Here is a 14,166-nt window from a genome sequence, read left to right on the forward strand (position 1 = left end):
GAAAAGGTGGGTTAGTGCGCACCCTCATTCGCGATGCGTTCGCGCTCGCGCTCGAAGGACCGCTCGATCTCGGCCTCGGCCTCTTCGCGGCCGACCCAGTGCGCGCCCTCGACGGACTTTCCGGGCTCGAGATCCTTGTACACCTCGAAGAAGTGCTGGATTTCCAGGCGGTGGAATTCGGAAACATCGTCGATGTCGGTACGCCAGGAGGCGCGCTGGTCGCCGGCGGGAACGCACAGGACCTTATCGTCGCCGCCCATCTCGTCGCGCATGCGGAACATTCCGAGCGCACGGCAGCGGATCACGCAGCCCGGGAACGTCGGTTCCTCGAGGAGGACGAGGGCATCGAGCGGGTCACCGTCTTCGCCGAGGGTATCGTCGATGAACCCGTAGTCATCCGGGTAGCGGGTCGAGGTGAAGAGCATCCGGTCCAGCCGGATACGGCCGGTCTCGTGGTCGACCTCGTATTTGTTTCGGTTCCCCTTCGGGATTTCGATGGTGACGTCGAATTCCACGTCCGGCCCTTTCTCTCTCATGCTCGATGCCTCGGTCGGCGACGCATCGCAAGTTCTTCCCAGTCCTACATTAGTCTGGCCTATGACGACCATGTGGCGCGCTCATCGAGAGGTGGAACAAATGAAGAAGGGGACTTCCTTCCTGCTCGCGGGTGCGCTGGTGCTTAGTGTAGGCGGTTATGGCGTGGCCGACGCGTACGACGTCGTGCCGGGATTTTTGACCCTCACTCCGCCACCGGCAGATCCCGTCGCGTATCCCGCACTCAGCGTCCCGGCGCCCGCCGCATCAGCCACGCCCGAGGTCAAGGCCGATGCGAAGGCCGGTGACCTGCAAAGCGCTGTCGATACCTTTGCCGCCAATTCCCGCGCCCTCGGATCGCGCGTGGCGGTCATGATCCGCGACGTGTCCTCGGGGACCGTGCTCGCGCAACGGGACGCCGATACTGCGTATACGACGGCCTCATCCGTCAAGATCCTGCCCGCGGCCGCCGCGCTCCTCGCGCTCGGCGAGAGCGCCACGCTGCCGACGCGCGTCATGTTCAACGGGATGGACACTCTCACCCTCGTCGGCTCGGGCAACATGCGGCTGACCGCCGATGACCTCGCAAAGCTCGCGACCGATGCGGCGGCGGGGCTGCACTTCGCCGACGTGAATTCGGTCGCGCTGCGCGTCGATGACTCGGTGTTCACCGGCCCGACGTGGGCGCCCGGCTGGGGCGACCTCGATCGACCCTGGATCCAGCCCGTCATGGGGCTCGGCGTGAACTCGGGCAAGAGCGATGGTTCGCGGGCCGACGGCGACCCCGCGCTCGCGGCCGGCGGCATCTTCGCAGCCCGGCTCAAAGACGCCGGCATCACCGTCACGGGGACGAGTCGCGGAAAGGTCGGAGCCGATGACGTGCTCATGGCCTCGCATGAATCGGAGACGGTCCAGCGCCTTGTGTCTCATACGCTCAAAGGCTCGGACAATACGACGTCGGAGGCGACTGCCCGCCTCGTCGCCCGCTCCCGCGGCGAAGAGGGCACCTTCGATGCAGGCCGCGCCGCCGTCCTCGCCCAGCTCGCCGATGCCGGCTTCGAGCTGGGGGATACATCTTTGGCCGACTCCTGTGGGCTGTCCTCGGGCACGAAGGTCTCGGCGCGGCTCCTCACCGATATCGTCGCGGCGGCCGCGTCGGGCAAAAAGCCCGAACTCGCGCCGCTCATTGCATCGATGCCTGTCTCGCACCTCGACGGCACGCTGCGTACCCGCCTGGCCGATAGTCCGGGCCTCGTGCGGGCCAAGACCGGCACGCTCGTGACCGCGATCTCGCTATCGGGCGTCCTCGAATCCGAGGGGCGCCAGTTCGCTTTTTCGATCCTCGCGCCCGAGGTGCAGGAGGGGAACTTCCAGCAGGCACGCAAGGAACTGGACGCATTCATCGCTACCCTCGCTAGATTGGGTACATGACGTCCTCGTACTCCCCGCATCCGCTCGCCTCGGCGCTCACCCCCGCCGGGGACCCAGGCAGCCTGACGCAGGCGCGTGCCGTCGTTGACGTCCTGCGCCGCTCGGCCGCACTTGCGCCCGAAGAAGTCGGGCGTATCACCGGCCTGACGCGCGCCGCCCGCGCCGCGAGCGAAATCCCGGTATATATCGTCGACCGGCCGCGCTTTCAGCAGGCGAACCTCGAACTGTTCGACGCGATAATCGGCGATGCCGTCCCCGGTATCAGCGCAGATCGCTTCGACCTCGGGGCGGCGCTCGCCTTCCTGTCCACCAAGGTGCTCGGCCAGTACGACCCGTTCCACGGCCGTCTCCTGCTCGTCGCTCCGAACGTGCGGCACGTGGAAAAGGAACTCTCGCTCGACGGGATGGACTTTAGGCTGTGGGTCTGCCTGCACGAAGCCACCCACGCCGTGCAGTTCGCGGCCGCGCCCTGGCTCGCGGACCATCTGGCGATCCTGACGCGCGAATTGCTCGCCAACCTCGAGCGTGAGGCCGAGGGCAGCGCCGCGCGCTTCATCTCCTGGCTCTCGACGGCGGTGCGCGGCGGGGACGATACCCCAATCACGGAGGCGATCCTGCCCAAGGACATGCAAGCGGCCATGGCACGCGTCAGCGCGATCATGGCGCTGCTGGAGGGCCACGCCGATGTCGTCATGGACGCGATCTCCCCGGCCCGCATGCCGAGCGCGCGGCGCATCCGGGCCGCGTTTAATAAGCGTCGGACCAACCCCAAACGAATCGAAAAGATGCTGCGCACGGGGCTCGGGATCGAGGACAAACTCGCCCAGTACCGCGACGGCGCCGCCTTCGTGAACGCCGTGATCGATAAGGTCGGCCACGCGGGCCTCAACCGCGTCTTCGACCACGCCGACGCCCTGCCCACTCCGGAAGAGATCCACGATCCAGAGCGCTGGATCGCACGCACCAGCGAGTCATAAATGGCCGGGCCCCATCCCGCCGTCGCCGCGGGACGGCGGGCGATCAGAGACCTCGGCATCGCTCCGGGGGCGCGCGTCCTCCTGGCTGTCTCCGGCGGGCAGGACTCGCTGGCGCTCGCGATCTGTACCGCATTCGTTGCCGAGCGCGACGGCTTGAAGGCGCGCGCGGTCATCATCGACCATCAGCTTCGCCCCGAATCCGCGAGCGAGGCGACGCACGCCGCGGCGCTCCTTGATCAGATCGGCCTAGCTGCCGAGATCATCGCCGTCGAGGTTCCGGGCGGCAGCGCCGGCCGTGGGCACGGCGGACCCGAAGCCGCGGCGAGAGGGGCCCGCCGCCAGGCGCTGATTGCCGTGGCCGAGCGCTTCGGGGCGAGCGCAATCCTGCTCGGCCACACCCTCGACGATCAGGCCGAGACCGTTCTGCTCTCACTCGCGCGCGGCTCCGGCGCCGGCGCGCTGTCGGGAATGGCGCCGCGCGACGGGCTGTGGCTCCGCCCGTTCCTCGGGCTGCGACGCTCCGACACCGCCGCGATCTGCGCGGCCGCCGGGCTCGCCCCCGTCCTCGACCCGTCCAATGAACTCGACGGCCCATGGCGCCAGCAGGACGGCTCGCCGCTGCGACGCATCCGTGTGCGTCACGAAGTGATGCCACTGCTCGCTGAGGTCCTCGGGGATCAGGTGAGCGTGTCGCTCGCCCGAACGGCGCAACTGGCGCGCTCCGATGATGACGCCCTGAGCGAACGCGCGACGGCCGCATTCGAGCGTGCCAACGTACCAAACGCGCCCGCCGATCAGGTGTGGCTCACGCTCGCCGAGCTCGTGGGGCTCCACTCCGCAATCCGTTCCAGAATCATCCATCGCGCGCTCACCCGTGTCATGCCCGCAGGGGAGCAAGTGGGTCAGGTCCATGTGCAGGAGGTCGACCGGCTCGTGACGCTCCGCGCCGTACACGGCCCGATCTACGTTCCTGGCGGTGTGATCGCAACGAAAGAAAGTGGCATGCTAAAGGTGGCAACACCCCAAGGAGAGTTACGTGGACGCTGCTGATATGGGCACAGACCTCGCTAAGACTTTGCTCAGCGAGGAAGAGATCGCTCGCCGTCTCGACGAGATGGCCGCCGAGATCGACCGGGATTATGCCGGTGAAGAGATCCTTCTCGTCGGCGTCCTCAACGGCGCGGTGATGGTCATGGCTGACCTTTCGCGGCGATTGAGCACCCCCTTGCGGATGGACTGGATGGCGGTGTCGTCTTATGGTTCGGGCACGAAATCCTCGGGCGTTGTGCGGATCCTCAAGGATCTGAATACCGACGTGCACGGCAAGCACATCCTCATCGCCGAAGACATCATCGACTCCGGGCTCACGCTGTCGTGGCTCGTGCGTAACCTGTCCTCGCGAGAGCCCGCGTCGCTGAAGATCGCGACGCTACTGCGCAAGCCCGATGCGGCGAAGGTCGACGTCGATGTCGCCTACTGCGGATTCGATATCCCGAACGAATTCGTCGTCGGCTACGGCTTGGATTACGACGGTCGGTACCGTAACTTGCCCTTCATTGGCACGCTAGCTCCGCACGTGTACGGCGGGTAGAGGAACTTATGGCAACGGAAAAGAAAAACAGCGGCTCGACTACGTCGCAGAAGCTGAAGTTTGCGCGCGGCCCGGTCGTGTGGCTGCTCTTTATCATTGTGCTCGCGTGGATCGCGATGTCGTTCTTCACGGGCCCCGCCTTTAAGCGGATCGACACCTCCGATGGCCTGAAACTGCTGACGGCAGAAAAGACGACGGTCCAAGAGGTTGAGGTCACCGAGGGCGCGCAGCGCGTGCGAATGAAGCTCACCGAACCCTTTAAGACCAAGGATGCCAAGGGCAAGGAAGTCGATAAGGGCAAGGAAGTCGAGTTCTACTACGTCGAGCCACAAGGCGAACGCGTCGTCGACGCGATCCAGTCCGCGGCACCCGAAAACGGCTATAACTCCGAGGTCCCGCAGCCGAGCTGGTGGACGTCGCTGCTGACGCTCATGCTGCCGATGGTCATCATCCTGGGCCTGTTCTGGTTCCTCATGATGCGGGCCCAGGGCGGTACGCGCGGCGCGATGGGCTTCGGTAAGGCCCGCGCCAAGATGGTGAACAAGGAGACCCCGGACGTCACGTTCGCGGATGTCGCCGGCGAGGACGAGGCCGTCGAAGAACTGCAGGAGATCCGCGAGTTCTTGGCCGAGCCGCAAAAGTTCCAGGCCGTCGGCGCGAAGATCCCCAAGGGCGTGCTGCTCTATGGCCCGCCCGGAACCGGTAAGACCCTGCTCGCGCGCGCGGTCGCCGGTGAAGCCAACGTCCCGTTCTTTTCGATCTCCGGTTCGGAATTCGTCGAAATGTTCGTCGGTGTCGGCGCCTCGCGCGTGCGTGACCTGTTCGAGCAGGCGAAGAACAACTCGCCCGCCATCATCTTCGTCGACGAGATCGACGCCGTCGGACGCCACCGCGGCGCCGGCATGGGCGGCGGCCACGACGAGCGTGAGCAGACGCTCAACCAGCTCCTCGTCGAGATGGATGGCTTTGATTCCAATACCAACGTCATCCTCATCGCCGCGACCAACCGGCCCGATGTCCTCGACCCCGCGCTGCTGCGCCCGGGCCGCTTCGACCGGCAGATCGCCGTCGAGGCGCCCGACCTTGCCGGTCGCGCCGCAATTTTGCGAGTGCACGCGAAGGGTAAGCCGATGGCGCAGTCCGTCGACCTCGACATGGTCGCGAAGCGCACGCCAGGCTTCACGGGCGCCGACCTCGCGAATGTGCTCAACGAGGCGGCGCTGCTCACCGCCCGCTCGAACGCGCAGCTCATCGATAACCGCGCGCTCGATGAGGCGATCGACCGCGTCATCGCGGGCCCGCAAAAGCGCAGCCGCGTGATGAATGAGAAGGAGAAGAAGGTCACCGCCTACCACGAAGGCGGGCACGCGCTCGTCGCCGCGGCCCTGCGGTACACCGATCCCGTCACGAAGGTGACGATCTTGCCGCGCGGCCGTGCACTCGGCTACACGATGGTCATGCCTAGCGAGGACCGCTACTCCACGACCCGCAACGAGCTGCTCGACCAACTCGCTTACGCGATGGGGGGACGCGTCGCCGAAGAGATCGTCTTCCACGATCCGACGACCGGCGCCTCCAACGACATCGAAAAGGCCACGTCGATGGCCCGCAAGATGGTCACCCAGTACGGCATGAGTGCCGAGGTCGGCTCGGTCCGGCTCGGCCAGGACTCCTCCGAGCCCTTCCTCGGACGCGATATGGGCCACCAGCGGGACTACTCCGAAGACGCCGCCCGCGTCATCGACGATGAGGTCCGCCGCCTGCTCGATCGAGCGAATGACGAGGCGTGGGAGATCCTCACCGAATACCGTGCGGTCCTCGACGAACTCGTCCTCGAACTGCTCGAGCACGAGACGCTGAACGAAAAGGAAATCGCTCGCATCTTCGAGCCCGTAAAAAAGCGCGATCCGCGTCCGGTGTGGCGCTCATCGGAATCACGTCCCGTCTCCGACCTGCCGCCGGTGCGGACCCCTGCTGAGATCGAGTCGGGTGAAGAAACCAAGGAGCCGGCGGATCAGGCCGCCGAGGCGGGCGATCCGATGCCGCCGATGTCAGAGGGGCATTAGATGAGCGAACAGCTGGGCGCGAAGCGCGCCTATGATGCCGCCGGCGTCGAGCGCGCGATTCGCGACCTGCTCATCGCCGTCGGGGAGGACCCCGAACGCGACGGCCTGCGCGATACCCCGAAGCGAATGGCGTGCGCCTACGCCGAGATGTTCGCGGGGCTGCACGAAAACCCCTCCGACCATCTCGACGCGGCCTTCGACATCGGACACGAGGAAATGATCCTCGTTAAGGACATCCCGATGTACTCGATGTGCGAGCATCACCTGCTGCCGTTCCACGGCGTCGCTCACGTCGGTTATATCCCAAACGCCTCCGGCCACGTCACCGGCCTGTCGAAACTCGCGCGTCTCGTCGAGGGGCACGCCCGCCGCCCCCAGGTCCAAGAGCGCCTCACCTCGCTCGTCGCGGACTCCCTCGTCGAGCGGCTCCAACCCCGCGGCGTGATCGTCGTCGTCGAAGCCGAACACCTGTGTATGTCGATGCGCGGCGTGCGCAAGCCCGGCTCCCGCACGATCACGTCCGCCGTCCGCGGGCAGATGCGCAGCGCCGCAACCCGCGCCGAGGCCATGAGCCTCATCATGTCCGGGAGGTAACCGTGTCACCTCGGCGTCCCCTCATCATGGGAATCCTCAACGTCACGCCGAACTCGTTTTCCGACGGCGGGAAATTTTTTCAGACCGATAGCGCCATCGACCACGCGCGCGAGCTCATCGCCGACGGTGCCGACCTCATCGACATCGGCGGCGAGTCGACTCGGCCCGGCTCTGCCCGGGTCGACCCCGAGACCGAATGGGAGCGCATCGCGCCCGTCGTTGAGCAGTGCGTCGCCGCCGGAATGGACATATCGGTCGACACGCTGCACGCGAGCACCGCGAAACGAGCGCTTGAGGCCAGCGTCCACTACATCAACGACGTCTCGGGCGGTCTCGCCGACCCGGAGATCTACCGCGTCGTCGCCGATTATCCGGCAGCGCGTTATATCCTCGGGCACTGGCGCGGCACCCCCGAAACGATGAACGAGCTCGCGACCTACGACGACGTCCTTACCGACGTGGCGCGCGAGCTTGCCGACCTCATCGCGGCGGCCCGCAACGCGGGCGTACGCGACGAGCAACTCGTCGTCGACCCCGGCATCGGTTTTGCGAAGAACCCCGACCACAACTGGCAGTTGCTCGCCCATATCGAGCGCATCCGTGACCTCGGCCTGCCGGTGATGATCGGGGTCTCTCGCAAGCGCTTCCTCGCGGAGTTGACCGAGCGGCCAAGCGAGGTCGCCACCGACCGGGATCTCGCCACCGCTGTTCTCACCGCTTTGTTCGCGGAGCGCGACCTGTGGGCGGTGCGCGTGCACCACCCGGCCGCGAGCCGCGTCGCCCTCGATATCGTCGATCAGTTGAAGCACGCCCGCCATGTCTGATGCCATCACCCTAACCGGAATCACCGCGCACGCCCACCACGGGGTCTTCGCGGAAGAAAAGCACAACGGCCAGACGTTCATCGCCGACGTCACCTACTGGCTCGATACCCGCCCGGCCGCGCGCGGTGATGACCTCGATGAGACCGTCTCCTACGCCGAGGTCGCCGAAGCCGTCGCCGACGCTCTCGTGCGCGGTAGCCTCGACCTCATCGAGACCCTCGCAGAAAATATCGCCCGGCGCGTCCTCGCCTTCGAACAGGTCGACAAGGTCGAGGTGACGATCCACAAACCGCAGGCGCCGATCGCGGTGACGTTCAGCGATGTCACGCTCACGATCACCCGCACGCGCGCGAGCCTCATCCCGGCAGGGGAGCGCGATGTCGTCTTCGGCCTCGGCGGCAATATCGGCGACGTGCCCGCCCAGTTGCGGCAGGCGATCAAGCAATTGCGCGCCGAACTCGGCGAAGTCGAGGTCGGCCCGCTCGTGCGCACGACGCCGGTCCTCGCCGAGGGCCAGGCCAGTCAACCCGACTACTACAACACCGTGGTGATCGCCCGCAGCCGGCTCGCGGCGAGCGAACTGCTTGACCTCGCACACCGCATCGAGGCCGCAATCGGCCGGGTGCGCCACGAACGCTGGGGCGAGCGCACGATCGATATCGACCTCATCGACATCAGCCGGTTCTGCTCCGATGACCCCATCCTCACGATCCCGCATCCACGCGCCGCGCGCCGCGCCTTCGTGCTCGTGCCATATGTAAAACTTCGGCCCGACGCCCTGCTCGGCGGCCGCCCGATTTCCGAGCTCCTACCGGATGCCGATGGCGGTATCGCCACGAGCGCCGAGGACTGGCTGTGAAACGCACCTCCGCCTCCAGCCTCGTGATCACCGCGATTGCGGTCGGACTCGTCTCCCACATGCTGCTGGCCTACCTCGATGACCGGTCCGCTACCCCGGTCCCCGTCTCCGCGGTGACGACAATGCTCCTGCTCGCGATCGCCGTCATCTTGTGGCGCCTTGGCATCGGCGTGAAGCGCCTTGTGGCAAAAGAAGAGACGACGATGGACGCGATCGGCGCGGCCCGCGTCGCGCTCTTCGCAAAGTCCTGCTCGCTCGGCGGCGCCGGCCTCACGGGCTATTTCGGCGCCCAGACGATGATCGGTGCTAGGAACTTTTCCTCGCCGCTGTACTTCGAGCACACGTGGATCGCGGGCGCCTCAGTCCTCGCCTGCCTCGCCCTCGTGATCGTCGCGATGATCGTCGAATCCTGGTGTGTCATCCCGCCCGACGATGACGACCCATCAGGTGGCGCCCGCAGCCCGTCTGCCGCCTGATATGGGAAAATGTCCCCATGAGTTCCCAGGGGGCAGTTTTCCATCCTGCCGGTATCAAGTTCACACCCGTATCGCTTTCGCTGATCAAAGCGCGCCTAATCGTCGCCGCCATTTTCTTCCTCCCGCCGCTCGTCGCGTTCGTGACGCTCGGCATTTGGGTGAGCTCGTGGTTCTATATCAGCGCCGCCATCATGGTGCTCCTGCTGGCGTGGCTCGGCTGGCTCATCCCGCGCCAGGTGCGGGCGCTCGGCTATGCGGAGACCGACCAGGAATTCATCATCCGCCGCGGCATCATGTTCCGCTCCCTGACGATCGTGCCCTACGGCCGCATGCAGTACGTCGACGTCTCGGAAGGGCCGCTCGCGCGCGCCTGCGGTATCGCCTCGATCAAACTCCACACGGCTTCGGCTTCGACGGACGCGTCCCTCGACGGGCTGCCGCCCAAGGAGGCCGAGCGGCTGCGTGACCTGCTCACCGCGCGCGGCGAAGCACAGTTGGCGGGGCTATGAGCGAGGACGTCGAAACCCCAGAGCTGCTCGCCGAGGAAAAAGTCGTCGCGTGGCGCGCCGTCCATCCCGTCACACCGCTGATCCAGGCGATTAAGGGCATCGCCGTACTGTTCGCCATCGTCGTGTGGCAACTGCTCGACTTTATCCGCGACCGGTTTGAAGACCTCGGACAGGCGGTGCCGAGCCTGCCCGGCTATACCTACCTCATCGTGATCGGCATCATCGCCGTCGTCCTCCTGGTCATCGGGCTCGTCTCGTATCTCGCCTGGCGACGCATCCGGTATGCCATCGGTGACGAGGCCGTCTACTACCACCACGGCATCCTGTTCCGGCGGCAGCGGCACGCCCGCCTCAACCGTATCCAGGCCGTCGATCTCGTCCGACCCCTGCTCGCCCGGTTCGCGGGCCTTGCCGCCGTCGACATCCAAACGGCCGGCGGCACGTCCTCTAACGTCCAGATCCAGTTCCTCAAAGAGGATGACGCCCAGCGGGTACGCAACGAGATCCTCGCCCGCGCCGCAGGCGTCAGTGGCTCATCGAGCGAGGCGGACGGCGAGACCACGGTGGAATACGAGGCGGCCCCGGAGCGTGAGGTCGTCTCCGTGCCGACCGGGCAGCTCATCACCTCGATCCTGCTGTCGCTCTCACTCGTCGTGGCCCTGATTGGCGGCATCATTTTCTTTGCCATCATGATCTGGCAGGAAACCTGGGCCGGCCTTATCGGCATGCTGCCGGCGTTCCTCGCCCTCGGCGGCTGGTTCTGGTCGCGTATCGCCGGGGAATTCGGTTTTACGCTGGCGATTTCGCCCGACGGCATTCGCTCGCGGCACGGTCTAGCCGAAACCCGTGCCCAAACTATCCCGCCGCGCCGCATCCAGGCCGTCGGGATCACGCAGCCGTTCCTCTGGCGCTACAAGGACTGGTGGCGCATCGAGGTCAACGTCGCGGGATACGCCAACGAACAGAGCGAAAACTCCTCGACATCCCAGGTCAAGAACGTCCTGCTGCCCGTGGGCAGTCGGATCGACCTCGAGCGCGTGCTGTGGCTCATCCTGCCCGACCTCGGGGTCGACAACCCACGCGAGATGATCACCGCGCTGCTCACCGGCACGGGCGATGCCGAGGGCTTCGTCGCGGCGCCCTCGCGCGCCCGCTACCTCGACTGGTTCACGTGGCGACGCCACGGATTGCGCGTCACGCGCACCGCCCTGCTAATGCGCGGCGGATTCTTCGTCCGGCGCGCCGCCATCGTCCCGCATGAGCGCAGCCAGTCCCTCGCGCTGTCCCAGGGTCCGCTCGAGCGCGCCCTGCGCATCGCCGACCTGCACGCCCACTCCGTCCAGGGCCCGGTCCACACGCAGGTCCACCACCTGCCCGAGGAGCTCACCCAGCAAATCCTGTTCGAGCAAGCCGAGCGCGCCCGCGTCCGCCGCACACAGGAGGGGCCCGAGGAGTGGATGCGTCGCGTGAACACGCTCGCGTCATAATAGGGGCATGAGCGTCACCGCGTCTGCCACCCCGCTAAGAATCGCCGTCATCGGTTCCGGACGAGTCGGTCCGGTCCTGGCCGCCGCCTTCCGGCAGGCGGGCCACCGCATCGTGGGAATCACGGCCCGTAGCGAGGCCGCGGCCGATCGCATCGGGGCGGTCCTGCCTGATGTTCCGGTTCGCAACCTGCACGACATCGCCGACGGCGCGGACCTCATCCTGATCGCCGTGAGCGACAACGCGCTGCCAACCGTCGCCGAGGAGCTCGCCGTGACGCCCGGACAAATCGTCGTCCACACCTCGGGCGCGCACGGCCTGAGCGTCCTGTCACCGCTCGCGCAGCGAGGCGCCATCACGATGGCGATCCACCCCGCCATGACGTTTACCGGGACCTCCCTCGATCTCGCCCGGCTCGCCGACTGCGCCTTCGCCGTCACGGCCGCCCCAGGCATCCTGCCGGTCGCGCACGCGCTCGTCAGTGATGTCGGCGGCCAGCCGGTTTCGATCGCCGACGCGGACCGCCCGCTCTATCACGCCGCGCTCACGCACGCGGCGAATCACTCGGTCACCCTCATCGCCCAGGCCCGTCGCATGCTGACTGCGATCGGCCAGGTCGATCCCGGCACGACGCTGAAAGCCCTCGTGCGCGCCGCGATCGAAGGGGCCCTGCGCAGCGGCGATAGCGCGCTCACCGGCCCCGTCATGCGCGGTGATACCGGCACGATCCGAGCCCACCTCGCCGTCCTTGCCGACCTCGGCGAGGCCGATATCGCGACGACCTACCGCACGCTCGCGCTCATGACCGCACAGCGCTGCGCCGACCGAGAGCTGCTCGATGCAGACCAGCTCGCCGAGCTCACCTCGGCGCTGAAACCAGCGATGGAGGTCGCGCGCACCAAGGCAGACCTCAAGGCGGCGCTCGCACTGCGGCCGGGCCGACGCGCGGTCGTCATGACGATGGGTGCCCTGCACGAGGGGCACCTCACCCTGGTGCGCAAAGCCAAAGAACTCGCGGATGTCGTCGCCGTGACCGACTTCGTCAACCCGCTGCAGTTCGCTCCGAACGAGGACTTCGACGCCTACCCGCGCGACCTCGAGGCCGACGTCGCCCTGCTCGCCGACGAGGGCGTCGACGTGGTCTTCGCGCCGAGTAGCGATGAAATGTACCCGCGCGACCCGCTCGTGCGTATCGACCCGGGCCCGGTCGCCACGATGTTCGAGGGCGTCACGCGCCCCACCCATTTCGCGGGCGTCCTGCAGGTCGTGACCAAGCTGCTCATGCTTACCCAGCCCGATATCGCGATCTTCGGTGAGAAGGACGCCCAGCAGCTCGCGCTTATCCGCACCCTCGTCGATGACCTCGATATCCCGGTCGAGATTATCGGCGCCCCGATCGCGCGCGATGATGACGGCGTCGCCCGCTCCTCACGCAACGCCTACCTGTCGGAGGCCGAACGCGCCCAGGCTCGCGCCCTCGTCGCCGCCCTGGACGCTGCCGAAGCTGCCGCCGCGAGCGGCGAAGCCCGCGATGCAGCGGCCGTGGCCGATGTCGCTCGCGCATCGCTGGCCGAAGCCGAGGGGGTCCGGGTAGATTATGTAGCCGCGGTCGACGCGGGCACCTACCTGCCGGCCGACGCCGCGACCAGCGAGATCATCCTCGCGCTCGCCGCGTTCGTCGGGCCCACCCGCCTGATCGATAACCGGCGGATGACGCTCGGCACGGAAGAAGACTCCTAGCATGCACTTGCGGACGATGATGACGTCCAAGATCCACCGCGCCACCATCACCGGCGCTGACCTCCACTACGTCGGCTCGATCACCGTCGACCAGGACCTGCTCGACGCCGCTGACCTCCTCCCCGGCCAGCAGGTCGACGTTGTCGACGTGACCAACGGTGCCCGCCTCACGACGTACGTCATCCCGGGCGAGCGTGGCTCCGGCCAGATCTGCATCAACGGCGCCGCCGCCCACCTCGTGCACGAGGGGGATATCGTCATCCTCATCGCCTACAGTCAGCTCGACGACGAGAGCGCCCACAGCTACGAGCCCCACGTCGTTTTCGTCGACGAACACAACCGCGTCATCGACGTCGACGCCGATCCCGGCCAGGTCCCCGCCGACAACCCGCACAACGTCGAGCCCTCCGGCGTCCCGTTCGACACCTACCGCGACTAGCTGGGTCTGTCCGGTAAACGGTGTGTGGGATCCGGCGGTTTTCATTCGTGGGTGGTTTTCTCGAACCGTCCGGCGAAGGTGATCGGATGCGCGTTCAGCGCGGGCTTCCACCTCATCGCCCAGCGTGCCCTTCCGCCGCCAGTCGGGTCAAGCGACCGCGTGACGAGATACAGGCACTTGATCGCGGCGGCCTCATTCGGGAAGTGCCCGCGCGCCCGGACGGCCCGCCTGTACCGGGCGTTGATTGACTCGATCGCGTTGGTGGTGCAGATCACCTGCCGGATCTCGACGTCGTACTCGAGGAACGGCACGATACTGCGCCCAGGAACTGCGCCACAGATGCACGATCGCCGGGTACCTCTCGCCCCACTCGGCGGCGAACTCCTCGAACCGATCCTTTGCCGCCTGCTCCGACGGGGCCGTGTAGACAGGTTTGAGGGAACGGACGATCGCGTCGCGGTGTTGCCGCCCGGCGTAGCGGAAGGGTCTGCTGAAGGTTTGCTTGAGTCCGGGGTTCATGCCGCCAAAGCGACGGCATCCATCATTATGGAGGGTGTCAGGAAGTTTGTGTGTGAGGCTCTGATCTAGAAGGAGTTTCACCGATAATGACTACGGTGTCACCGAAGAAAAGCCACGACCCG

General features: G+C 66.6%; 14 protein-coding genes and 1 pseudogene. 13 read left to right on the forward strand and 2 right to left on the reverse strand.

The genetic code is table 11. The features are described from left to right. Positions 1–11: 11 nt before the first annotated feature. Positions 12–515 carry an inorganic diphosphatase gene (locus tag BSZ39_RS05515; protein ID WP_073716376.1) on the reverse strand — a complete coding sequence of 168 codons (504 nt, stop codon included), beginning with the start codon at positions 513–515 and terminating at the stop codon, positions 12–14. Positions 516–636: 121 nt separating this feature from the next. On the opposite strand from BSZ39_RS05515, the gene BSZ39_RS05520 reads away from it, so the two are divergent. The 13 genes from BSZ39_RS05520 to panD are packed head-to-tail and all read left to right on the forward strand — an operon-like array spanning position 637 to position 13,525. Further along, the gene (locus tag BSZ39_RS05520; RefSeq protein ID WP_073716377.1) at positions 637–1,965 is read left to right on the forward strand and encodes a D-alanyl-D-alanine carboxypeptidase/D-alanyl-D-alanine-endopeptidase; all 1,329 of its coding nucleotides are present in this window, start codon (positions 637–639) and stop codon (positions 1,963–1,965) included. Further along, positions 1,962–2,942, forward strand: a complete 981-nt coding sequence (locus BSZ39_RS05525) for a zinc-dependent metalloprotease (protein ID WP_073716378.1) — start codon at positions 1,962–1,964, stop codon at positions 2,940–2,942. The genes BSZ39_RS05520 and BSZ39_RS05525 overlap by 4 nt, the downstream gene beginning before the upstream one ends. Then, complete coding sequence (gene tilS, locus BSZ39_RS05530; RefSeq protein ID WP_073716379.1) at positions 2,943–3,992, forward strand: tRNA lysidine(34) synthetase TilS; 1,050 nt, start codon at positions 2,943–2,945, stop codon at positions 3,990–3,992. Further along, on the forward strand, positions 3,979–4,533 hold the full coding sequence (gene hpt, locus BSZ39_RS05535) for a hypoxanthine phosphoribosyltransferase (RefSeq protein ID WP_073716380.1): 555 nt from the start codon (positions 3,979–3,981) through the stop codon (positions 4,531–4,533). Before tilS ends, hpt begins: the two co-directional genes overlap by 14 nt. 8 nt (positions 4,534–4,541) lie before the next feature. Next, entirely contained in the window at positions 4,542–6,599 is a 2,058-nt protein-coding gene (ftsH, locus tag BSZ39_RS05540; protein WP_073716381.1) for an ATP-dependent zinc metalloprotease FtsH, read from the forward strand. Further along, positions 6,600–7,193, forward strand: a complete 594-nt coding sequence (gene folE / locus BSZ39_RS05545) for a GTP cyclohydrolase I FolE (protein WP_073716382.1) — start codon at positions 6,600–6,602, stop codon at positions 7,191–7,193. It begins immediately after the preceding gene. Between the two features lie 2 nt (positions 7,194–7,195). Further along, a complete protein-coding gene (gene folP, locus BSZ39_RS05550; protein WP_245792434.1) occupies positions 7,196–8,017 on the forward strand; it encodes a dihydropteroate synthase in 822 nt (273 codons plus the stop codon). Then, positions 8,010–8,876: a 2-amino-4-hydroxy-6-hydroxymethyldihydropteridine diphosphokinase gene (gene folK / locus BSZ39_RS05555; protein WP_073716384.1), complete on the forward strand. Its 867-nt coding sequence runs from the start codon at positions 8,010–8,012 to the stop codon at positions 8,874–8,876. Before folP ends, folK begins: the two co-directional genes overlap by 8 nt. Continuing rightward, positions 8,873–9,352: a DUF3180 domain-containing protein gene (locus tag BSZ39_RS05560; RefSeq protein ID WP_073716385.1), complete on the forward strand. Its 480-nt coding sequence runs from the start codon at positions 8,873–8,875 to the stop codon at positions 9,350–9,352. The genes folK and BSZ39_RS05560 overlap by 4 nt, the downstream gene beginning before the upstream one ends. A 17-nt stretch (positions 9,353–9,369) precedes the next feature. Next, entirely contained in the window at positions 9,370–9,861 is a 492-nt protein-coding gene (locus BSZ39_RS05565) for a PH domain-containing protein (RefSeq protein ID WP_073716386.1), read from the forward strand. Beyond that, positions 9,858–11,348 (forward strand): PH domain-containing protein, encoded by a 1,491-nt coding sequence (locus tag BSZ39_RS05570; RefSeq protein WP_073716387.1) that lies wholly within the window; start codon positions 9,858–9,860, stop codon positions 11,346–11,348. Before BSZ39_RS05565 ends, BSZ39_RS05570 begins: the two co-directional genes overlap by 4 nt. Positions 11,349–11,355: 7 nt before the next feature. Beyond that, on the forward strand, positions 11,356–13,086 hold the full coding sequence (gene panC, locus BSZ39_RS14905) for a pantoate--beta-alanine ligase (RefSeq protein ID WP_083602977.1): 1,731 nt from the start codon (positions 11,356–11,358) through the stop codon (positions 13,084–13,086). A 1-nt stretch (position 13,087) separates the two neighbouring features. Continuing rightward, on the forward strand, positions 13,088–13,525 hold the full coding sequence (panD, locus tag BSZ39_RS05590) for an aspartate 1-decarboxylase (RefSeq protein ID WP_073716388.1): 438 nt from the start codon (positions 13,088–13,090) through the stop codon (positions 13,523–13,525). Between the two features lie 41 nt (positions 13,526–13,566). Here panD and BSZ39_RS05595 read toward each other — a convergent pair. Then, positions 13,567–14,008: pseudogene (locus BSZ39_RS05595) on the reverse strand (transposase); the annotation flags it as partial. Positions 14,009–14,166: the final 158 nt, after the last annotated feature.

Source organism: Bowdeniella nasicola (assembly GCF_001907295.1).
Taxonomy (GTDB): Bacteria; Actinomycetota; Actinomycetes; order Actinomycetales; family Actinomycetaceae; genus Bowdeniella; species Bowdeniella nasicola.